Annotated in this window: 24 protein-coding genes; 5 read left to right on the forward strand and 19 right to left on the reverse strand. The window is 59.1% G+C overall.

Going from position 1 to position 20,558, the window contains the following annotated elements:
* Window positions 1-11: 11 nt before the first annotated feature.
* The 13 genes from YBN1229_RS15820 to YBN1229_RS15880 all read right to left on the reverse strand — a co-directional run bounded on the left by YBN1229_RS15820 (window position 12) and on the right by YBN1229_RS15880 (window position 8,993).
* The gene (locus YBN1229_RS15820) at window positions 12-596 is read right to left on the reverse strand and encodes a phage tail tape measure protein (RefSeq protein WP_046478367.1); all 585 of its coding nucleotides are present in this window, start codon (window positions 594-596) and stop codon (window positions 12-14) included.
* A gap of 3 nt (window positions 597-599) precedes the next feature.
* Complete coding sequence (locus YBN1229_RS15825) at window positions 600-773, reverse strand: phage tail assembly chaperone (RefSeq protein WP_076605319.1); 174 nt, start codon at window positions 771-773, stop codon at window positions 600-602.
* Window positions 773-1,165 (reverse strand): gene transfer agent family protein, encoded by a 393-nt coding sequence (locus YBN1229_RS15830; RefSeq protein ID WP_046478366.1) that lies wholly within the window; start codon window positions 1,163-1,165, stop codon window positions 773-775. Before YBN1229_RS15830 ends, YBN1229_RS15825 begins: the two co-directional genes overlap by 1 nt.
* Window positions 1,166-1,184: 19 nt before the next feature.
* Complete coding sequence (locus YBN1229_RS15835) at window positions 1,185-1,598, reverse strand: phage major tail protein, TP901-1 family (protein ID WP_046478365.1); 414 nt, start codon at window positions 1,596-1,598, stop codon at window positions 1,185-1,187.
* A gap of 118 nt (window positions 1,599-1,716) precedes the next feature.
* Complete coding sequence (locus YBN1229_RS15840) at window positions 1,717-2,127, reverse strand: DUF3168 domain-containing protein (RefSeq protein ID WP_046478364.1); 411 nt, start codon at window positions 2,125-2,127, stop codon at window positions 1,717-1,719.
* 151 nt (window positions 2,128-2,278) lie between these two features.
* Window positions 2,279-2,617, reverse strand: coding sequence for a phage head closure protein (locus YBN1229_RS15845; RefSeq protein WP_046478363.1), 339 nt, complete (start codon window positions 2,615-2,617; stop codon window positions 2,279-2,281).
* Window positions 2,614-3,189 (reverse strand): head-tail connector protein, encoded by a 576-nt coding sequence (locus YBN1229_RS15850; protein ID WP_046478362.1) that lies wholly within the window; start codon window positions 3,187-3,189, stop codon window positions 2,614-2,616. Before YBN1229_RS15850 ends, YBN1229_RS15845 begins: the two co-directional genes overlap by 4 nt.
* Before the next feature lie 222 nt (window positions 3,190-3,411).
* Window positions 3,412-4,635, reverse strand: coding sequence for a phage major capsid protein (locus YBN1229_RS15855; RefSeq protein WP_046478361.1), 1,224 nt, complete (start codon window positions 4,633-4,635; stop codon window positions 3,412-3,414).
* A gap of 26 nt (window positions 4,636-4,661) precedes the next feature.
* Window positions 4,662-5,375: an HK97 family phage prohead protease gene (locus tag YBN1229_RS15860; protein ID WP_244464906.1), complete on the reverse strand. Its 714-nt coding sequence runs from the start codon at window positions 5,373-5,375 to the stop codon at window positions 4,662-4,664.
* On the reverse strand, window positions 5,353-6,549 hold the full coding sequence (locus YBN1229_RS15865; protein ID WP_244465067.1) for a phage portal protein: 1,197 nt from the start codon (window positions 6,547-6,549) through the stop codon (window positions 5,353-5,355). Before YBN1229_RS15865 ends, YBN1229_RS15860 begins: the two co-directional genes overlap by 23 nt.
* Window positions 6,550-6,597: 48 nt before the next feature.
* On the reverse strand, window positions 6,598-7,902 hold the full coding sequence (locus YBN1229_RS15870; protein ID WP_046478360.1) for a DNA-packaging protein: 1,305 nt from the start codon (window positions 7,900-7,902) through the stop codon (window positions 6,598-6,600).
* Complete coding sequence (locus YBN1229_RS15875) at window positions 7,856-8,407, reverse strand: hypothetical protein (protein WP_046478359.1); 552 nt, start codon at window positions 8,405-8,407, stop codon at window positions 7,856-7,858. The genes YBN1229_RS15870 and YBN1229_RS15875 overlap by 47 nt, the downstream gene beginning before the upstream one ends.
* Before the next feature lie 139 nt (window positions 8,408-8,546).
* Window positions 8,547-8,993, reverse strand: a complete 447-nt coding sequence (locus YBN1229_RS15880; protein WP_046478358.1) for a YcgN family cysteine cluster protein — start codon at window positions 8,991-8,993, stop codon at window positions 8,547-8,549.
* 180 nt (window positions 8,994-9,173) lie between these two features.
* On the opposite strand from YBN1229_RS15880, the gene YBN1229_RS15885 reads away from it, so the two are divergent.
* The 3 genes from YBN1229_RS15885 (at window position 9,174) to YBN1229_RS15895 (ending at window position 12,713) form a co-directional block, all read left to right on the forward strand.
* Window positions 9,174-11,396, forward strand: coding sequence for a transglycosylase domain-containing protein (locus YBN1229_RS15885; protein ID WP_076605318.1), 2,223 nt, complete (start codon window positions 9,174-9,176; stop codon window positions 11,394-11,396).
* A 106-nt stretch (window positions 11,397-11,502) separates the two neighbouring features.
* The gene (locus YBN1229_RS15890; RefSeq protein ID WP_052744009.1) at window positions 11,503-12,126 is read left to right on the forward strand and encodes a DUF1214 domain-containing protein; all 624 of its coding nucleotides are present in this window, start codon (window positions 11,503-11,505) and stop codon (window positions 12,124-12,126) included.
* Window positions 12,127-12,128: 2 nt separating this feature from the next.
* Window positions 12,129-12,713 carry a DUF1254 domain-containing protein gene (locus YBN1229_RS15895; protein WP_046478357.1) on the forward strand — a complete coding sequence of 195 codons (585 nt, stop codon included), beginning with the start codon at window positions 12,129-12,131 and terminating at the stop codon, window positions 12,711-12,713.
* Between the two features lie 380 nt (window positions 12,714-13,093).
* Here the strand turns inward: YBN1229_RS15895 and YBN1229_RS15905 are convergent, their stop codons facing one another.
* Window positions 13,094-13,441 carry a DUF1491 family protein gene (locus YBN1229_RS15905; protein ID WP_046478355.1) on the reverse strand — a complete coding sequence of 116 codons (348 nt, stop codon included), beginning with the start codon at window positions 13,439-13,441 and terminating at the stop codon, window positions 13,094-13,096.
* Window positions 13,442-13,467: 26 nt separating this feature from the next.
* Complete coding sequence (locus YBN1229_RS15910; protein ID WP_152024989.1) at window positions 13,468-14,151, reverse strand: peptidoglycan-binding domain-containing protein; 684 nt, start codon at window positions 14,149-14,151, stop codon at window positions 13,468-13,470.
* Window positions 14,152-14,473: 322 nt separating this feature from the next.
* Here YBN1229_RS15910 and YBN1229_RS15915 point away from each other — a divergent pair, with 322 nt between their 5' ends.
* Window positions 14,474-14,830 carry a hypothetical protein gene (locus YBN1229_RS15915; RefSeq protein ID WP_046478353.1) on the forward strand — a complete coding sequence of 119 codons (357 nt, stop codon included), beginning with the start codon at window positions 14,474-14,476 and terminating at the stop codon, window positions 14,828-14,830.
* A 13-nt stretch (window positions 14,831-14,843) separates the two neighbouring features.
* Here YBN1229_RS15915 and YBN1229_RS15920 read toward each other — a convergent pair whose 3' ends face one another.
* From YBN1229_RS15920 to YBN1229_RS15935, 4 genes are all read right to left on the reverse strand, one after another.
* On the reverse strand, window positions 14,844-16,106 hold the full coding sequence (locus YBN1229_RS15920) for an RNA polymerase sigma factor (protein ID WP_046478352.1): 1,263 nt from the start codon (window positions 16,104-16,106) through the stop codon (window positions 14,844-14,846).
* Window positions 16,107-16,172: 66 nt separating this feature from the next.
* Complete coding sequence (locus YBN1229_RS15925) at window positions 16,173-16,526, reverse strand: YciI family protein (RefSeq protein ID WP_046478351.1); 354 nt, start codon at window positions 16,524-16,526, stop codon at window positions 16,173-16,175.
* 171 nt (window positions 16,527-16,697) lie between these two features.
* Complete coding sequence (locus YBN1229_RS15930; RefSeq protein ID WP_046478350.1) at window positions 16,698-18,269, reverse strand: DHA2 family efflux MFS transporter permease subunit; 1,572 nt, start codon at window positions 18,267-18,269, stop codon at window positions 16,698-16,700.
* Between the two features lie 25 nt (window positions 18,270-18,294).
* Window positions 18,295-19,593: an HlyD family secretion protein gene (locus YBN1229_RS15935; RefSeq protein ID WP_082101175.1), complete on the reverse strand. Its 1,299-nt coding sequence runs from the start codon at window positions 19,591-19,593 to the stop codon at window positions 18,295-18,297.
* A 128-nt stretch (window positions 19,594-19,721) separates the two neighbouring features.
* Here YBN1229_RS15935 and YBN1229_RS15940 point away from each other — a divergent pair, with 128 nt between their 5' ends.
* A complete protein-coding gene (locus YBN1229_RS15940; RefSeq protein ID WP_046478349.1) occupies window positions 19,722-20,351 on the forward strand; it encodes a TetR/AcrR family transcriptional regulator in 630 nt (209 codons plus the stop codon).
* The last annotated feature ends 207 nt before the right edge of the window (window positions 20,352-20,558 follow it).

A 20,558-nucleotide genomic window follows, 5' to 3' on the forward strand; every position in this document is an offset into this window, starting at 1 on the left:
AGCCCGCCCACCTAGAGATTGCGCTGCCCCATAGAGATCGCGCGCGCCATTGCAGCCGCCACCTGTGTCTGCGCGCGCTGAAAACTTTCCGCGTTCGGTGTCGTGACATTGACCACAACATTGATTCCCGCGCGGTCACCCTGTGCCACAACACCGAGTCGACCGTCCCGCCCCCTGGCCAACGGCATAATGGCTTCGGCGCCGGCTTCGCCAGCCAAGCCAACGCCACCTTTCACCGGAAATGTGAAAGGGCTTTGCACGACGCCGCCCTTGGCAAAGGGAACCGGCAAAGGGGTTGGTGCACCCCGGGCAACACCAAGTCCGCCCGCAAACAATCCCGAAACAAGTGATCCAAATCCCTGTTCGAGCGGTTTGAAAGCAGCTTTGAGAACGATGCCTGAGAGATCAGCCGTCAGCCCCCGCAACACCTCCCCCAGGCTACGCCCCTTGACCGCAATCCCCTCAAAAGCCTTGACCAGAGAATTCGAAAACCGCCGCCCGAGCGTTGACGCAACGTCCAACTCCTGACGCAACGCCCGCGTGTCCGCATCCACTACAACCGTCCACGTCTCGAGCCCTTCATCGAAGTCACCCATGGATCAGTCCTTTCGATCTGGATATGCGCGCATCAGGTGGCCCAGATCTTCTCGCGAGAGCGCCGATAATCTTGAGCCACGGCCCAGACGGCCACGCAGCGCAGCTTCGAACTCACGCGGCGTCATTGCCCAGAGCTCAGCAGGCGCCAACCCAAGCAGGCCTAAGCCCACGGCCATCACCTCGTCCCAGGGAAAGGGACACCCGCAATCCCCTCCGCCTCCCGCTGAGGCTCCGGCTCTCCACTGGAAGAAGTCCCTTCAGAACCTCCGAACGTCACTGAAAGCAGCCGAGCGACGATGTCTACGAACACCGCCGCACCGCCCTCCGCTTGCATAGAGGCAACCACCGCATCGGAAATATCGTAACCCGCCCCTCGGAGCCCGGCCCCGATCACACGCTGGGCGTCTCTTGCCGAAATCCGCCCGCGTTCAAAACGCGATGCCAGCCCCACCATGTCATCATGCCCGAAAACCGCTTCCAATTCCGCAAGCGCGCCCAACGTCAGACACAGCGTGAAAGCCTTGCCATCCAGTTGCGCCTCGATCTCACCGCGATGCCGGTTCGCCATTCCAACTGCTCCTGTTGTCTCAAGCCGCCGCAAAATCGATTTCGCCGGCGCTTTCCAGCGACAGCTCAAAATTGACTTCCCCATCGTGGCGACCGTTGAACTCAAATGAGGTGATCTGGAACAGTCCGGTCATCGTGCCCAAATCCGGAATCACCACCTGCCAGGAGCGAATCGAGCCGTTAAAAAAATACGCCCGCACCGTCTCGTCTGAGGCTTCGTCTTTAAAAATCCCAGCGCCCGTCAGCCGGGCACTTTTAACACCCGCACCTGCGAGCAACTCACGCCAATGCCCAGCCGACTCCTGATGCGTGACGTCCACCGTCTCCGCGTTGAAAACGAGACTTCGCGTTCGCAATCCCGCAACCGTAACAAAGCTGCCCAACCCATCGCTATCGACCTTCAGCAACAGGTCTTTGCCCTTTTGAGCCGCCATTCGGATCGTCCTTTTTTAAAGTCGCACTCGGCACAACCAACTGGCCCGCAACGCACCTTCATCCCAACCGGCGTCATCACCGCGTCATGACGCAGGAATGCGTGCGGGCCAATGCTGTTTAAACCTCAGGCTCCGTGACAGCCCGGAACCGCACGATCCCTTGATAGGTCTCGCCATCCTCATCGCGTCGTACCTCCGACATCTCATGCCGGAGGTTTATGAGTCGGTGTCCGTCGAGAGTAAGAGGCCGCTCATGCAGTGCGGCTCGCACGACATCCATCACTTCAACCGTCTCTCGTCGTCCGCTATGCCGCGACCACACATGCAAAACGAATACATGTTCACGCCCCACCTCAGACCCGGTGCTCCAGTCCCGCTCAACCGTTGGGCCGAACGCGACGTAAGGAAACTCGGCTTCGCGCGGCACGTCATCGAAAACTTGGTTCGACCCGAGCCGCGCCGTAAGAGCCGCGTCACCCGACAGGGCGGCGTAAACAGCCTTTTGCAATGCCCATCCAGCACTCGCCATTAGGTCCTCACCCGCATCTCACGAAGGTTGAGGGAGAACCGACGAACACGCCGTCCACGCTTTGCAATGAGCCTGGCAATCCGCTCTTCCACCAGACGTCTGCGTGACGAGCGTGCTTTGCTGCTTAATCCACGCAGCGTCACGCCCACCTTCACAGATCCCGCTCCTCGCATAAGCACCGCAGAAACCGGCGACGTTCTTCGACATCCATGACGGCCCGTACGTCGAACAGCCGAGGCCCAAGGCGCAGCCGCATATCAGGAGCGACATCCGGGCGATAACGCATCCAGATCTCGTGGGAGACGTTCCCATTAACGGCATCGGCTTCGACGCGTTCGGTGCCTGTCAACGGCATCACGGCCGCCCAGACTTCAGCCACCATGTCCCATTCTTCTTCCGCACCGCCGCCACCATCCGTGACGCGCACAACACGTTCAATACCAACACGTTGCCGCAGGTCGCCAATGCGAACATCCCCACCTCGGGTCATACGCGCACCATTCGATAGGGCTTCAACAACCGGGAAACACTAGCCGGAATAGCCACCCCATCCGATCCGATTTCGATCGGGTCGCGGTGCTCATACCAATGGGCGACGAGTAACAGCAGCGCTTGGCGGATGGGTTCAGGCACATCCTCAAGCGCACCTCCATAGCCGGCTGTCAGATCGATCTCTATCCCGTTGCCGACGCGGGTCGGCTTAGGCCAGCCAGCAACCGTCGCGATCAAACGCGCTGGCGTTCCCGCAGTGTCGACCACGTAGCGGGCGGGATCGACCGTGGCGTGCCCTCCATCGGCATCGAACACACGCACTGCGTTCACTGACTGTAGAGGGCGAAGCGGCAACCGCACCGCTCCCGAACGCGGCCAGTGATCCAGAACCAACCGCCAATCCTGCGTTATCAACGCCACCCCAAGAGCCGCCTCGACATGCAGGCGCGACGTCAGGATTAGACTGGAGACGAGGGCATCCTCGCTATTTCCGTCAATGCGCAGATATCCCTTCGCCTCCTCAACCGAAACGGGTTCGGAAGCCGGGCCGCTTTGCAGGACGAGAGCCATTAGGTCACCTATTCTCGACAACCGGTTTTGCCATTCCAGTTCAACGAACAGCCTGACAGCCGTCTTTAAAAAGAAAGCGGCAGGACCGCCGTATGTGGCGTGTCAGGCGGCCCTGCACTCTCCGGCAGCGGCAGAGGAGACCCGCTGGCGGAAACAAAAAAGGGCGCGACCCCAACGGCCAGCGCCCATCCCAATGAATCGTCGTGTCGCGGAATTCAGCGACTAGGCGCTGAACTGCAAAAGCTTGATCGCATCGAAATCTTGGATGCCACCGCCCACACGCTTCGTCGTATAAAACAACACGTAGGGCTTCGCGGAATAAGGGTCTCGCAGCACGCGAATACCCAGTCGGTCCACGATCAGATAGCCGCGCCTGAAATCGCCGAAGGCCACGGCAAGCGCATCCGCCGCGATATCCGGCATGTCCTCCGCCTCCGCCACGGGGAAGCCCAACAAGGAAGGAGCTTCACCAGGTCGCGCGCCCGGCTGCCATAGGTAATGACCATCGTTGTCTTTGAGCTTTCGGATCTCCGCCTGCGTTGACCGGTTCATGACGAAGTGAGCATTCGCCCGATAACCCGAACGCACCGCGTAAATGAGATCAATCAGAATGTCGCCAGGATTAGACGCAGCAAAGTCTCCGGCAACACCCGACGTCAAAACACCGACCTTGCCCCATTCCCACGCAGCGTTGTCGACGGTCGTATAGCTGAGAAATCCTTTCGGCTTATTCACACCATCGCCGGCGACAAAGGCTTGGCCCTCCTGTTCCGCAAAGGCGATACGCACTTCTTCCGCCAGCCAGGCATCGATGTCGACGGCACTGTCATCGAGCAAGCTCGAAGTCGCCGCAGGCATTGCGTAAAGTTCCATCGTGGGAAACGACAGCTCTGCAAGCGTTGGCGTCGCCGTCTCAACGCGCGCTGCGGTCTCCCCGATCCAGCCCGTATCCGGACCCGATACAGCAAACGGTCGCTTGTAAATGGAGCCGGAAACCTGCCTCACACCGGAGATCGCCCGGATAGGAGAGATATCTTTCAGCGCGCAGTTGACCGCCGCTTCCGTTTCCTCCGGCACAAGATACCCACCATCCGGATCAGACCCCACGGAAAGCGCCTTGCCTTCAAGCTCTCGAAGTGTGCCGCTTTCCCCCTTCCGTACATAGGTATCGAAAGCGTTCCGGTGCTCGATGGAGAGCGCCGAACGGGCAACGCCACCCGATGCACCGAGCAGAGGACGTCGCGACTTCAGCGTCAAATCATCGAGCGCACGGTTGATGCGTTCAAGCTTGTCAGTGGTGACGACATCCGCCGAAACGCGTTTCTCGATGCTCTCCAGACGCTCATCGTTGGCAGCCTTGAAAGCTTCAAACGCCTGCATAAAGTCATCGAAAGCAATGGAGATGTCATCCGTTCCCTTCCGTTCAATATCATGTGTCGTAAACATGGTTACTTTCTTCCTGCTCGATCCGGTCAGTTGGTCCTCAAAAGACGCGCGGCAGCACTGATCCGTTCAGTGAGCCGCTGGCCTTCGCGACAGCCTCCGCCCGCATCCCGCAAGGATCGGAAACCTGTGAAGCCGCTACGCATGAGCGCGCGCGCTTCTGAACGCGTGAGCCCAGCATCCCGCGTGAGCCAACGTTCGAAATCTCGTTCCGTAGGATCACCCACCGGTAGCGATCCGGCTTTAACGCGTGAAACCCGCGCCTCCGGAAGCATCGGAAACGTGACCACCGATATCTCCCAAAGGTCGACCTTCTCGATACGGCGTATCCCATTGCGTGGATCACGACGTGCCTTGAGTGCACGAAACCCAATAGACAAGCCGTCCAGTGCACCCGCACGCATCAACGACGCGACCTCGCGCGCCCGCGCGACCTCGTCCGTGAGCTGCCCTTTGGCAAAAAGCCCACGGGCATCCTCGCGCAGCTCTGTCCAGATCCCGATGGGTTGATTAGCATCGTGCTGAAACAGCAGCTTGACGCCCCCCGCCCCCTTCTGACGCAAGCTCTCCGCAAAGGCGCCGACGGCAATCACATCGCGACCGAGATCCTCCCGCTCGAATAGGCTCGCATATCCGGAAAAACACCCTTGGGCATCGACGCCCTTGAAATCGAGCGACAAGAATTTCGCTTCCAAGCCAGCCTCCCGAACTTGTCCAGCTTCACTCATACGCGCCGTCACCATCAGGGGCCGTCCCGTAGCCAACCGCTGCGCGCTTTTCGTCACGCGTGAGGAAACTTGCTCCCTCCACGCGTGACCACAGAGCTTCACGCTCAGTCGACAATGCTTCGATCTGATCGAGATCAGGGCGCAACTCGAGCCCGCCTCCGAAGGAAGGACCTAACCACGCCGACATGGCCTTCGCGGTCCGGTGCACCATGGGCAACACCGTCTGCCGCCAGAACGACCGGTTGGCTTCCTGATAGTTTGAGTAGGTATTGTCGCCAGGAATACCGAGCAGCATCGGCGGCACACCCAGCGCAAGGGCGATTTCACGCGCAGCCGCGTTCTTCGCCTCGATGAAATCCATCTCCTTCGGGCTAAGGCTGAGCTGTTTCCAGTCAAGTCCGCCCTCGAGTAGCAGAGGCCGCCCGGCATGGCTGGCGCCTTGAAACCCACCCTCGAACTCAGCCTTGAGACGATCATATTGTTCGCCCGTCAGATGACCGTCGCGCGCCGCGTAGATGAGCGCACCGGAAGGTCGTGCGGCATTGTCCAAGAGCGCCTTGTTCCACTTTGCCGCCTCGTTATGAATATCGATCGCGGAGGCAGCCGCCTCAATTGGGCTCATCCCATAATGATCGTTCGTCGGATGGAACAACCTGACATGCAGAATGGGACGTATGCCGCCCTCCAAATCCTGCTGAAATCGAACCGTTCGCCCGTCCGCAGTGTATTCATAGGCTTCCGGCCACCCATCACTACCGGGCACGACCTTCATGCGATCAGGCCGCAACACAAACAGCTCGCGGATCTCACGCCCGACCGCGACCGCTTCGGCATACACGTTGCCGGCCACCAACAAGTGTCCGTACCAGGACTCGAACAAATCGACACCGGTCTGCTCAAGCCCCGGTCTCGCAATCAAATCCAGCAGCGGATGTTCGCTAAGCTCGATGTCGCCGTCGTAAAGCAGCAACGGAACGGAGGCAGCAGCTTCGGCGATCATGCGGACCGATCGATAGACGATCGCGTTCTGTCCATAGCCCTCGCGAGCAAAGGTTGCATAATCCCGCGGACTCCACACGGCACGCCCCGGGCCGCCAACCGCGATCAGCGCACCAGTCGCACTAGCCTTCGCCGCGCCAGGATCTGACCGCAGACTGGGCAACAGCCATCTCGCCAGCGCCTGCATCATGCGCGCCATGCGAACCATCCATCGGTTTGTGTTTCGAAAATTAGAACGTCAAAGCAGTCGAACCGCTGGCCCTGCTGTCTCAGGTTCCATCAGGTCGCTCAACGCCCACACCAGGGCATCAAGCCGATCAGGACTGCGACCACGCCCCCAGGCATTCGTCCCAAACAGACACATTTCGTCTTCCAACGCAGTCAACGCCCCAACGTGGGCAACGCGGCCTTCGGCATAAAGAGCAGCCACGGGCTCAGCGCGAAGCCATTTGCCGCGCGTCGCACGCACCTTGCGGACAGGGCATTGCGGATCAACGTGACGGAGTACGCTCGCCACCAAATCCCCGCCCTGATTGACCTCCGCCACCACGCGATCTGCGTCGAAGTCCTTCTTCGCGGCAATTGCTGCCCGTGCCCAGACCGCAGGCTCGCGTCCTTGAATACTGCGATCGGCAAGCACGTAATAGCGCCGATCCAATCCTTCTCCCGCAACCACGATTCCGCAGGCATCCGACTGAACGGTCGCCGTAACCGGCGGATCAACCGCGACGACGATCCTTTTCAACGGTGGCGGACTGGCAACTCTCTGTTCCTCAATCCAATCGCGGCGCCATAGTCCTCCGCCGTCGTCCGCGATGATCTCTCCAAACAGCTCCTGCCGCCCGAGAACGCTTCCGCCGTAGCGACGCATCATCTCTGCAACAAACGAGGGCGCGAGATTGCCCGCGTTGTCCGCAGTGGTCGAGCGGCTGACAACTGTCGACGCATCCTCCATCAGCCGTTCCAAAATTGGCACACGCCGCGGCGTCGTGGTCGCCACCACCTGTGGTCGCTCACCAAGACGTAGGCCGAATTGCAGCATGTCCCAGGTTTCGTCCGCAGTCCGCCACTTCGCGATTTCGTCACACCACGCCGCATCGAACTGCGGCCCACGTAGCCCCTCAGGATTTTCGGCCGAAAACATCTGCGCCACAGCACCGTTCGACCAAGTAAGTTGTAGCCTCGACGTTTCAAAACTTGGCCGCTCCCCGGCCCCATGAACCGAAAGTATTCCCGAAACGCCTTCGACCATGACATTGCGAACTTCGCCGATTGTCTCACCGACCAAAGCAATGCGTTGCGCAGGCTTCGATCCCACCGGACCAAGCCCCAGCGCTTTTGCCCTCACCCACTCAGCACCTGCTCGCGTCTTGCCCGCCCCGCGCCCACCAAGAATAAGCCAGACGCGCCAAGGCACTCCATCTTCCCCAACTACAGGTGGAAGTTGATCATCACGCGCCCAGACTTGCCAATCGCGGTGGAGTACCGCGACCTGATCATCGCTTAGGAGGCCGAGATCCCGCTCCAGGGTTCCCCGCTCCATTGAGGCGTTCAAGGCGCTTCGCAATCTCTTCGCGCATGCGCTCCGCATCGGCGGAACTGATACGCTCCGGTGCGGCGGGTTTACGGCTACGTTCGATGTCGGTTGCAAACGCCGTCACCTTTTCGAAGCTTCGAATCATCACCCCAAGTTCCCGCGTCTCTCGCGCGCTTTCCGCCGCGGAGACTTCTCGTCCAGAGCCCATCCGGGCCTCCAATCGTTTAAGGTTTTCGTCAATGGCCCGATAAAGCCGCTGGATCATTGCCACGTGACTGATTTTGCGATCGTCACGGCCGCGCGGCTTAGCTCCACAAACTTTGCCCGCAGCGCGTTTGCCCTTGGCCTGTTTCACACGCCGCGATGACCGGCGCGTCCAGCCTTCCTTCCGGGCGCGTCTGTAGATCCTATCTGCCGAAACCGCACACCGTGTCGCGAGCGCCGCCACTGTTTCCAGTCCAGCCTCGTAGGCACGCCTGATCTCGGCCCAATTCGCGTCTGCGATGGGCATCGAGCCTCTTCAATGGTCAGTGATATTATATTTCGGCCGGAACGATCTTTCTATGATCGCCGTAAGGATCTCGAGACCCTTTACCAGCCATACCCAAATACTATTCGAGCAGCGCGACGGTGGGGATAAGTATCGAAATTCATTCTTCTTCAAAATCCGCGATAATATACCTGTGCATGCTGTAGGCGTTGACCGTACCTTCTGGGCGCGCCCAACCGCGCACCGAAATTCCAGCCTGATGCACCGTCTCAATCGTCCCCGAAACCAAGGGATGCCACCAAGCCAAGTCGCGTCCCTCCGCAACCCGCCGATAGGCGCAACTTCCCGGAAGCCAATCCAGCTTGCGGATCATTTCCGGTGAAATCGAAATGCAATCGTGCACGGCGTCATGTCGACGCTCATAATCCGCACACCTGCAGTTGCCGACATCAAGCAGGCGGCATGACAATCGCGTGAGGTGTACCTCGCCGGTATCCTCGTCCTCAAGCTTAAGAAGGCAGCAGCGTCCACAGCCATCGCACAAAGCCTCCCATTCGTCCTGAGACAATTCTTCAAGCGATTTCGTGCGCCAGAACGGCTCTGACATCTTGTCTCCTTATTGCCTCAGCATCCGCTATGCTCGCCTGGCATACCGGGTGCCGAACCATATTTGCGACCTCTTATTGCGCAAACTTGATAGCTGGCTCTGGCACCTTGCGTCGAGCTGAGTTAATTCAGTGCGATCAGTACCAAACTACGCACCGTCAAATCGACAGGGCAACATGCCGTGAGCGACTGGTTTTTCAAGCAGGGCGGACGCGACCGCATCATAGATTGGCTCAGCATCGATTCGAAGATCGATTCGATGATGTCCGAAACCTGGGTCCGCATTTGCGATTCCTGGAATTCGGCGTCGAGCTTCTTTGCGCGCTTCCGGCTCACGGGATGGAAACGCCTCTTCAACGAATTGGCCTGCGAGTGCCTGACCCTGGCAACCGGCGGTTTTATTCTACTTTACGCTCTGGCTCTCCCGGCCTTCATGGAATTTAGTGAGGAAAGCTTCCTCACCGGCCAATACTCCGTAAAGTTCCTCGACCGAGATGGCAACGAAATCGGCAAGCGCGGCATCCTGCACAATGACGCAGTTCCACTCGAAGAAATCCCAGACCCGGTCATCAAGGCAACCTTGGCGACGGAAGACCGGCGCTTCTTCGAGCATTTCGGTGTCGACTTCCAGGGCACTCTCCGCGCGCTGATCGAAAACCTGCGTGCGGACGCCGTCGTACAGGGCGGTTCGACGCTTACGCAGCAGCTCGCCAAAAACCTCTTTCTTTCGCCGGAACGCTCAATCCAGCGCAAACTGAAGGAAGTGTTCCTCGCGTTCCTATTGGAATCCCGCTTCACCAAACGCGAAATTCTCAAGCTCTATCTCGATCGAGCTTACATGGGCGGTGGTGCTTTCGGCGTGGAAGCCGCCTCGCAATTTTACTTCGGCAAATCCGTCCGTGACGTAAACTTGGCCGAGGCTGCTCTCCTCGGTGGGCTGTTCAAAGCTCCGACCAGCTACGCGCCACACATCAACCTGGCTGCATCGCGCGCGCGCACCAACGAGGTCCTTTCAAACTTGGTGGAAGCCGGCTTCTACACGGCGGGCCAAGTTTACGATGCTCGGCTTCATCCTGCGAAGATCGTTGAACACAACGATCCTTCGAGCCCGGACTGGTTCCTCGACTGGGCCTTCGAAGAAGTTCAGCGCATAGCCAAGGGCAAAGGTGAATTTGTCCTGACGGCCCGCACGACAGTGGATCTCAATTTGCAACGCGCTGCGGAAGAGGCTCTGACCTCCACGATCCGCCGCGAAGGCAGGCACAATCGGGTCAAGTCCGGCGCCCTAGTCTCGATGGAAACGGATGGAGCAGTCCGCGCCATTGTTGGTGGCGTAGATTACGGCGCAAGCCAGTTCAATCGTGCAACAGCCGCACGTCGCCAACCCGGCTCATCCTTCAAGCCTTATGTCTATTTGCTAGCACTGGAAAACGGCTACAAACCCAACACAATGGTTCGCGACAGCTCCCGCAGCTGCGGAAACTGGACACCGAAAAACTACAGCGGCGGATATGGTAGCGGTCGGCGCGTTCCCCTGTCCTACGCCCTGGCAAAATCTTACAACACCACCGCCGTCGATCTGTCGCTGAAGTTCGGCCGCGACAATCTTCTTGAAGTTGTAAACCGCCTCGGTGTTACGGGCGTTACCAAAAGTTGCTCGATGGCGCTCGGCGATGGCGGCGTAACGGTACTAGAACACACGGGCGGCTACGCCACTTTTGCCAATGGCGGACGCTTAGTCCGGCCCTACGGTATTTTAGAAATCGTCAACTCACGCGGCGAACTCGTTTACTCGCGCGAACGCGACGAACCCGAACCGCCGCGCGTCATTGAACAGTCAGTTGCGGAAGACTTGAATCGAATGTTGCAAGAGGTCGTCGAAGCCGGAACCGGTGGACGCGCACGCCTCGATTTCACAAACGCGGTCGGTAAGACGGGCACGAGCTCAAGCTATCGCGATGCTTGGTTCATGGGCTTCACCGGAAAATACGTCACCGGTGTATGGCTGGGTAACGACGATTTCCGCCCGACAAACCGCGTCACCGGCGGCAGCCTTCCTGCAGAAACGTGGCACGCCTACATGTCGGTGGCCCATACAGACATGAATATCCCGACAATTCCTGGTCTGCGGCCCCACCCAGTTCAAGTGGCTGAACGCCAACGTTTGGCTGAACTCGCCAGCGCTGAGGGCAGCTTTGCAAACAGTGATGCCCAGAAGCCGTCCAACACGGCGAGCCTCATGCCGGGCAAAACACGGGACGTACTGAAGCAGGTAAGCACAGCAATGCGCAAAGCCAGTGGCCAGGAGCCTGCGGAGGGTCCTCCCGGCGAAAAAGAAGCCCAGCCAAAATCTGACCTCGGGCGACGCGCCGAGGCGGGGGCTCCGTTGAGGTCCCGGCCATGAAATATAAAATCGAACGAGCCAGAGAGGCCTGATAAAACACTTCACGAGCAACCCGCGTCACACTTCGAGCCACGCACACAACGCTTAGCCCCACCTCCGAGCCCACATGCCGTTCGCCCTTCACAAGATCAAGAAGACCACGCTGACAGTCATCAACAAACTGTCGGACTGGGCGATGTTCATCGGCATAGTCCTGATCGGTGGGCTGACGTCGAGCTGGTACATGGTGAGCGCCGGCTCGAACCTGACCACGCGAAGCGTAGGGCCCTGGGTCACGTGGACGGCTGAAGGCCGCGCTGATGCAGATCCGTACACACGAGCCCACTTCGCACGATCCGGCACGCTAAACTTGTCGACCGAACTCGCAGGCACCTACGTCGCCAGCCATGACAGTGACGGGATGCGCCTGCATTCTTCATGCGAATACAGCATCAAGGGACAAGAGATAGACGCCCGCTGGTGGAGTATCACTGTCTTCGACGATAACGGCCGCCTGATCCCGAACCCCGCAGCGCGTTATTCCTTCACAAGCGATACCGTAGCCGTGGGGCCTGACAATACCTTCACCGTAACATTGGCCCGTGATGCACGGCCAGGAAACTGGCTTCCAACCGGTGGCGGTGGCCGCCTGACACTTATTCTGGCTGTCGTGGAAGGCGCCACGTCCATTGTAGACGGAGAAGCCGCCGACCTTACCCTTCCCTCAATTAAGCGCATGGCCTGCCGATGATCATGCGCATTCTGAAAAGATTGGCAAAGCTCGGGCGCCCCAATCTGCGCGTGATTTTGGCCGCTCTGTGCGCCATAGGCATTCTGCACATCATCGCAACCTTGACGGCACCTCTCTTCAACGTCTCGACAGCCTACGCCCGGCTGGAGCCCGTTCTACCAGTCAACAAGATAAAGATACTTCCACCTGTAACACCTGAAGCGCAGCCGCTGCCGTTCCTGACGCCCGACGTTCGTTACGCCATGTGCCGCTACGATGCCACGGCGGGTCCGGTCACGGTTACAGCCGTGCTACCTGGGCGCGGGTGGTCCCTCGCTTTGCACACACCCGACGGTGACAACGTCTATTCTGCCACGGGCCGAGATGACCGCAGCACCACGCTGCGCCTTCGTATCGTGCCCACTGAAGACCGCTTTTTTGGAATGTCTCCCGAGGCCCTTGGCAGACCTCGCCCTACAGCGCGCACGCAAACCGTGGAAAGCTCGCGCGGAATAGCCATCATCAGAGCGCCGGATAAAGGTGAGGCTTACAACCACCTTATCGAAGCCGACCTACGTCGCGCCCGCTGCAGCTGGGAGCCGTTCTAAAATCAGCCAAGCAAACGGCCCCGGTTTAGGCCGTCGCGTCTTTCTCATTACTACAAGCGTTGGAACCGTCCTCATGGACAGCTTTATTCTGTGCTTCCAACTCTGCGTATCTAACGCCTGTGAAGAGCACTACTTCACCGGTCGTGCATAAATCATCCAGATCTATGCTGTCGGTTCGTACAGTCCTCGCCTTTGGAAACTCGATCACGGTGCCCATAGCACCCCCCGGAATTAGTCGCCACACGAGCGATAGAACACGCCATCGCTACGTCGCACAGGGTGCTTCCGGGCTTGTCGCACCACCAGGATGCTCCCACTTTCGAAGATTAGGGCAATGATTCCCTTAACCGAAGCTTAAGCGGAACACACACCGACGACAATCAATCTTCAGCAAGCCAATCTTCGAGAAAATGTCGCCCCTCACGATCCTCAACCTCAATAACCCAAATGTCCGGATCGAAGCTGATTTCACGTGCTACGTACGCGTCGATATCCTCGTCTGGTTTGGGATCCTGACCCAGCCGGAGGGACCATCGGCGTTCGATCTCTGCTGTCTCTAACCCTGCAGCAGCCGGACCAAATAACGTCGATGTCCCGTCGAGACGATTGATGCGAATAAAAATACTCCCTGCAGCGTCATCACCCCGCCGGACGACAAATGCCGCCCCCCCGGAAGCTCCGCAGCGCCGGATATAGGCCTTCACCCAGATTTCAGATTTTAATCGCATCGCGCCGCCAAACTAGGCCCCCCGCGCTAGTGCTGCGAGGCGACACGAGCCCGCAGCTTGTCTACAGCCACCGATCCGTGATCGAGCTTACTAACCTGAGCAAGTTGCGCCATAAGCCGTCCCGAAACTCGGCCCGTTACAGGGAGCTTATAGTAGGCCTCAAATTCACGGATAGCTTTTTGGGTCTCAAGGCTGGGAAGACCGTTTGCTTCGAGCTTATAACCGAGTAACGCAAGCGACCGCTGCGCCGCCGCGATAACCTCGCGCGCATCTCGCGAGACCTCGGCAGAGGCAGGCATCGCATCTACCATAGGAGCGTTTCTCGCGACACCGAACAAGAGCTGCTGCAGAAGCTCCGAACGTACACGTCCGGTCAGAGGCAACCCCGCATCGCTCTCAAAGGCCAAGATAGCTGCACGTGCTTCAAGGCCGGAAAAATCCCCCTCACCAGGCGCATACCCACGCAGTCCCAATTCGCGGCGTACCGCACCTTCAAGATCCGGTGCTTTCTCGCCGTTCAATACCGCCGGTCCCGCCTTGGACACATCAGCCTTCTCCGGCACCGTAGCCGTCTCAACAGGGGCAGCTGCTTTGGTAGCCGGACCGATTGCTCGCCGGCCAATAGGTTGCAACGCCATCACGTTGGCGGTCACCGTCGCGGCCAACACGACAAACACGAGTAACCCAATCTTGACCATATTTGCCGGCACTACCCCCTCCAGCGATCAATTCTACGCTCAAATCTCTTTCACGGCAGACTATTGGGGAGCCTGTGAAGGCGACGTTAACCAGCGAGCTGCTGAGCTAGATCGCGAACGCATATCCGTTAACAGAAGCATAATCAAAGCTTTGCAATTCAACACAAATTGCATCGCCCTCGCGAGCGGTTCTGCAGCTTTCCTCCGCTATTGTACAAGCTGACGAACGACGCCCGCATCTCACTGCCGCCCTCACCAGGGGAGCCTTGAGACCCTGACCGGATTTCGCGGCGTTCGAGACGAGTAAATTTGTAGACTGGAGGGGGAGTTCCCCATGAGACTACTGCTGATCCTGGCTCTGATCGTGATCTTCGTGCCGCGCGACGGCATTGATCGCGAACGGCTATTGGAGCGCGTCGGTGAGGCTTACGATTGGACGTCACAGACTTGCGTGCGCGACCCGCATCTGTGCGATCAGGCCATGTCCACGTGGGATAACGTGTACGTTAAAGGCGGGCAGGCCTTGGCCATGATGGAAGGCGCGGTTCGCCGCAATCTTGCCGCCAGCAACCTGGGCCGTATGCCGGAAGATGGCCAGCTTGATCACTACGCTATATCTTCTCTTGAGCGAGGCACGCTGACCCCCAGCGACCGCCTTCCGGCCTGGCGGGGCCACGAGCTCACAAACTAGACGCCGAGAGAGGTCACCGCTCGCAAGAGCGCGCACGCGCGAGAAGGAACGCCTTCTCGCGGGAATTGCGGGTCAGAACCGCAGCGCGCTCAAATTCGGTCTTGGCCTCTCCTAACCGCCCCGCACGGAAGAGAAAGTCACCCCGGGCCGCCGGCAAAGGGGCATAGCCACCCAACGCCTCCGCCTGTTCAATCGCATCCAGCAGCACCAATCCGGCCTCAGGGCCAAACGCCATGCTATGCGCAACCGCCCTATTCAGATCGACCACGGGTGATGGCATGACCTCACGCAGCGTGTCGTAAAGTGAGCAAATCCGCTCCCAGTCGGTCTCCTCAACCCGACGAGCCCGCGCATGACAAGCGGCAAGCGCTGCCTGCAGCGTATAGGGCGAATGTGCACCTCCAAGCGCCTGAGCGCGCTCCAATGCGGCGAGCCCTCGCCGGATCAAAAGTTGATCCCAGCGCGCGCGGTTCTGTTCGTTCAGTGTCAGAAGCGAACCATCCGTCGCTGTGCGGGCTCCCAGGCGCGATGCCTGAATTTCCATAAGCGCAAGCAGACCGAAGACTTCCGCCTCATCTGAAAGAGCGGCGGCAAGGATACGGCCAAGACGCTGAGCCTCCGTACACAAGGCCGGACGGATCAAATCCTCCCCGGCGGTCGCCGCATAACCCTCATTGAAAATGAGGTAGATAACCTCCAAGACCGAAGCCAATCGTTCCTGAAGGGCCGCCCCGCGCGGCACCTCAAAAGTTAGACCCGCCTTCCCGATCGTCTTCTTCGCCCGGACGATCCGCTGCGCCACAGTCGCTTCACTCGAAAGGAAGGCACGGGCAATCTCATCCGTCGAAAGCCCGCCGATCAGCCGCAGCGTGAGAGCCGCGCGCGCCTGAGCCGATAAAATCGGGTGGCATGCGGTGAAGATCAGCCCTAAGAGTTCATCGCCAAGATCATCGTCCATGGCGGTCTCGATCTTTTCTATGCTCGTGTCGCGAACGTTCTCCTGATCTCGTCCAATCTCCGCATGTTTGCGCTCCAGCATCTTGTCGCGGCGAAACCCGTCGATGGCTCGGCGTTTCGCTGCAGCCATCAACCACGCTCCGGGCTTTACGGGCACACCGGTTTTCGGCCATTCCACCAGCGCGGCCACAAGCGCTTCCTGAGCCAGCTCTTCTGCACGATCCACATCGCGCACAATCCGCACGAGCCCGGCAATAAGCCGGGCCTGCTCGATACGCCAGATGGCGTCAATGCTCGCTTGAACGTCGGTAGCAGTCATGGCTACCGACTATCGCAACTCACCGCATCCAGGCAACTTTTCGCCTAATGGACTGAAGAGGTTTCCCTATTCCGAGGCAATTTGGCGAATTTCACACTCACCTTCCCGTTCCGGCCAATGCTCCAGATGCAGAGCCAGAAGACGTTTAGCCCAATCAATCGCCTCTTCCTTGCTCTTCAACTCAAACATGGTACATCCCCCAATAACCTCTCTGGCCTCTACAAATGGGCCATCGGTCACACTCAATTTGCCATTGGAGAGACGGACACGAGCGCCCATCTGGCTCGGCATTAGCCCACCCACATTGATGACGATACCCGCCTTCGTCGCCTCCTCTACGAGACCACCGACCGCTTCCATCAGCACCATGGGCGGCGGCCCTTGGTGCTCCGCAGACTTGACCATCGATAGGAATTTCATCGTCACTCATCCTTCTGCATCCGGTTATGAACCGACATTTGCGGTTTTAACGCGGGAGAATTAGGCCGGCGCTGCCCTAACGTCGAACGAGCAACACCCGGATCGGCACGATGGATGTTTTTTTTCCTCGAGCGATTTTTTTTCCGACGGTGGAGTGCCCACCCACCGTGCTTAATGTGCCGCGCCACCGGCAGCCGCCTTCGGCTTGCTGACCAGAAGCGAAAGCAACGCGAGGCCGGCAAAGAGCAGCGTCAGCAGCAAAAACACATCGGAAAAGGCCATGACGACACCTTGCTGATGCGTGATCTGCATCAGCTGCTTGAGCGCCATGGCATGCGCATCGCTACCGAAAGAGTGAAAACGCTCCGTCAGCATGTTGAGCGTCTCTTCTACGACTGGCCGCGACCAGGTGATCGACTCGTGCAAACGCGCCAAGTGGAGATCCGTGCGATCATTCAAGACCGTCGTCAGTCCCGCAAGACCTACGGCACCACCAAGGTTGCGCATCAAGTTGAACAGGCCCGAAGCATTCTTCACCCGCTCAGGCGGCAGAGTGCCAAGCGCGATGTCGTTGATCGGAATGATTGACAGCATCAGCCCAACGCCACGGAAGATCTGCGGCCATAAAAGCTCATAGAAATCCCAATCGCTGGTCAGATACGTCATCCACCACGTGCCAACCGCGAAAAACAGAAAGCCCACCATCAGCATCAAGCGCTTGTCGACTACCGGCATCAACCGCCCGGCCACCGGAGCAGTGAGGAACATGGCCAAACCGGACACAAACATCGTCTCGCCAATCATGAGTGCGTCATACCCACGGATCTGGCCGAGGTAGATGGGATAGAGATACGTCAACCCATAAAGACCGATGCCAAGCACAAACGAGAAGAGCGAGCCCACTGCGAAGTTGCGGTTTTGGAAGGACGACAGATCGACAATGGGCGTGCGCGCTGTCAAAACCCGCACAAAGAACGCAATCGCCGAAAGCCCGGAAACCCACGCCATAACGAGAACGGCATCGTCACCGAACCAGTCATTGCGCGGCCCCTCTTCCAGAACATATTGGAGGCCGCCTAGGAACCCAGCCATAAACAACAAGCCAAACCAGTCGAAAGTATTGAAGAGACTGAAATCGGGCTCATCGAAATCAATGAGAGCCAATGCGGCGATCGCCACACAGATACCCGGAATAACGTTGATGAAGAACAACCAGTGCCATGACAGGATATTGGTGAGGTAACCTCCCACCGTCGGACCGATCGTCGGTGCCAATGTCGCAACCAACCCGATCAACGGTACAATCACATTCATGCGCGACCGCGGAAAAATCAGGTAGGCTGAGGCGAAAACCGTCGGGATCATACCGCCGCCGATGAACCCCTGAATGGCGCGCCATATGATCATCTCGTTGATAGAGGTCGAAAGCCCGCACATGAGGCTAGCAGCCGCAAAGCCTCCCGCAGAAACGGCGAACAGGATGCGCGTCCCCAGCGCGCGAGACAGGAACCCCGACAACGGGATCATCACCACTTCGGCGATGAGGTACGCTGTCTGAACCCAGGTGATCTCATTACTGCTCGCTGCGAGACCAGCCTGGATCTCCGTCAGCGACGCCGAAACGATCTGGATGTCCAGGATCGCCATGAACATCCCGAATACCATTGTCAGGAACGCGATGAGCCGGCGCGGATCTATGCGATCGTCAGCAATCTCTGAAGATATTCCGTTCGTATCGGCCATGGCATGGCTCGCTTATCTCTCACACTTACTTGACGCTTTGAACTGCAGCGACAGAGGCCCCCTCGGTCGCGCCTGGCTTCGCATCCACCGTTACGACGACCGACATACCGGGCCGCAAAAGCTCATGCTTCTTGTCCGAGACCGGCACACGGATCCGCACCGGGATGCGCTGTACGATTTTGGTGAAGTTGCCTGTCGCATTATCCGGCGGCAGTAGGGAGAAGACCGAGCCTGAAGCCGGCGCCACACTCACAACGCTGCCCTTGAGGTCATGATCAGGAAGCGCGTCCACTGACACGGTGACCGGCTGCCCCGGACGCAGATCGGCAAGCTGCGTCTCCTTGAAATTCGCATCGATATAGACGTCATCCAGTGGCACCAGCGCCGCGAGACGCTGCCCCGGCTGCACGTAGTCGCCCACCTGCATGGCGCGGTTTCCGATCACGCCATCAATCGGCGCGCGAATTACAGTGAAGGACAGATCCCGCTCAGCCTTGGCCAGTGCGGTCTGCTGTTGCTTGAGTGTCCGCTCGGCTTCCTGCTGCTGCGCCTTGAGCACAGCCACATTGGTCTCCGCCGCCGTCACACCGGCCTTCGCCCCTTCCACAGCCGCCGCCGTCTGATCACGGTTCGCCTGCGCCTGCTCCAGCGCCTGCCGGCTGGCATAATCACGATTTGCGAGTTGCTGCTGACGCACCAATTCAAGTTCGGCTTGTTTGGCTGCGGCGTTGGCGGAAATAAGCTGAGCCTTGGCCTGTGAAACTGCTGCGTCCTGGGCGTCCACTTGCTTGCCGATCCGCGCGATCGCAGCTTGCTGGATCGCCACGTTATCGCGGGCGGACTGAACCGCCAGCTTGTAGTCACCGTCATCGATACGCGCGATCACCTCACCCGGATGCACCTCCTGGTTATCGCGAACATCAATGGAAGAAATGTAGCCTGAAACCTTGGCCGCCAGCGTCGCCGTGTGCGCGCCCACATAAGCGTCATCGGTCGAAACGAGGAAACGGCCCGTCGTCCACCAGTAATGTCCATACCAGCCGCCAGCGCCCAGCGCGATCAACGCAACCGCAACAATCACAAGCCGCCGCAGCCGATGCCGCTTGGCTGGCGCAGGCGGAGAAGCCTCCGCGTCGGGCTTCGCCCCCGGCGCATCTTGAGGCGCCTTCTCCGCCTCGCGGCTCTCAGGGTCTGCAGGCGGGGGCACAACACGCGGCCCCTTCGCTTCGACAGTCAGGGACGAAGGCGTGAAATCCGGCTCCGAGACCGGCACATCGCCGTCCTCGAAAGACTTTAGCTCATTGTTATCACGAACCTTTAGCATGTATTCGCCTGCTTAAATCATGATTGACCGAACCGTTCAGTCATGGCTTGACTTAGCCATCTTATACGCCTACGTCAATACTGACTGAACGGTTCGGTCATCACACTCACCTCCGGAGCGATCACAAAATGTCGAGCAAGGTCACCGACGCACCGGCCGTCGAAGAAAGCGCCAAGCGACGGCAGATCATGGAAGGCGCGCGACAGCTCTTCCTGACCCACGGCTTCGATGCGGCCAGCATGGGCGAAATCGCGCGCGTCGCGGGCGTGTCGAAGGGCACGCTCTATGTCTACTTCGAAAATAAGGAGAGCTTGTTCGAAGCCATCGTCGAGGACGAGCGCGCTGGCCAGGCGCAGCAGGTCTTCGCCCTGGATGCCAGCGATCACAACGTCGAAGCCGTTCTCACGCGCCTCGGCGACGCCTACGTCCGCTTCCTCTGCCAGCCCTCCGCCATGTCAGCACTGCGCACTGTCATCGGCATCGCCGAGCGCATGCCGGAAATCGGCCGCAAGTTCTACGAGTTCGGCCCCCAATATGGGATCCAGCGCCTCTCGCAATACCTTGAGGCTCAGGTGAAAGCCGGTGTCGTCGCCATTGACGACTGCGAGGTTGCCGCCGCGCAGTTCCTCGACTCATGTCAGTCGACGATGTTCAAGCCGGTCCTGTTCGCCGCCGCCCCCGCACCAAGCGACGAACGCATCGCCCACGTGATCGGCATCGCCGTGCGCACGTTCATGGCATCCTACGGCAAGCGGTAAAAGCTCAACGCATCACGTTGCGCCCCAGCCACTTGCCCACAGTCAGAAACGGCAACCTGGCACAGATCCTATTGCCGGAAGCAAGTCCTCCGCCCAAGGAAGATATGTTCGTCAGCGTCCGGAGGATTTCCAGGTTATGCTTTTCCGAAAGAGTTTTGGCGCGGGCATGAACTCGCAAAACTGCAAGGCGGGCGGACGACGGTCGTC

The sequence above is a fragment of the Candidatus Filomicrobium marinum genome (assembly GCF_000981545.1).
GTDB lineage: Bacteria > Pseudomonadota > Alphaproteobacteria > Rhizobiales > Hyphomicrobiaceae > Filomicrobium > Filomicrobium insigne.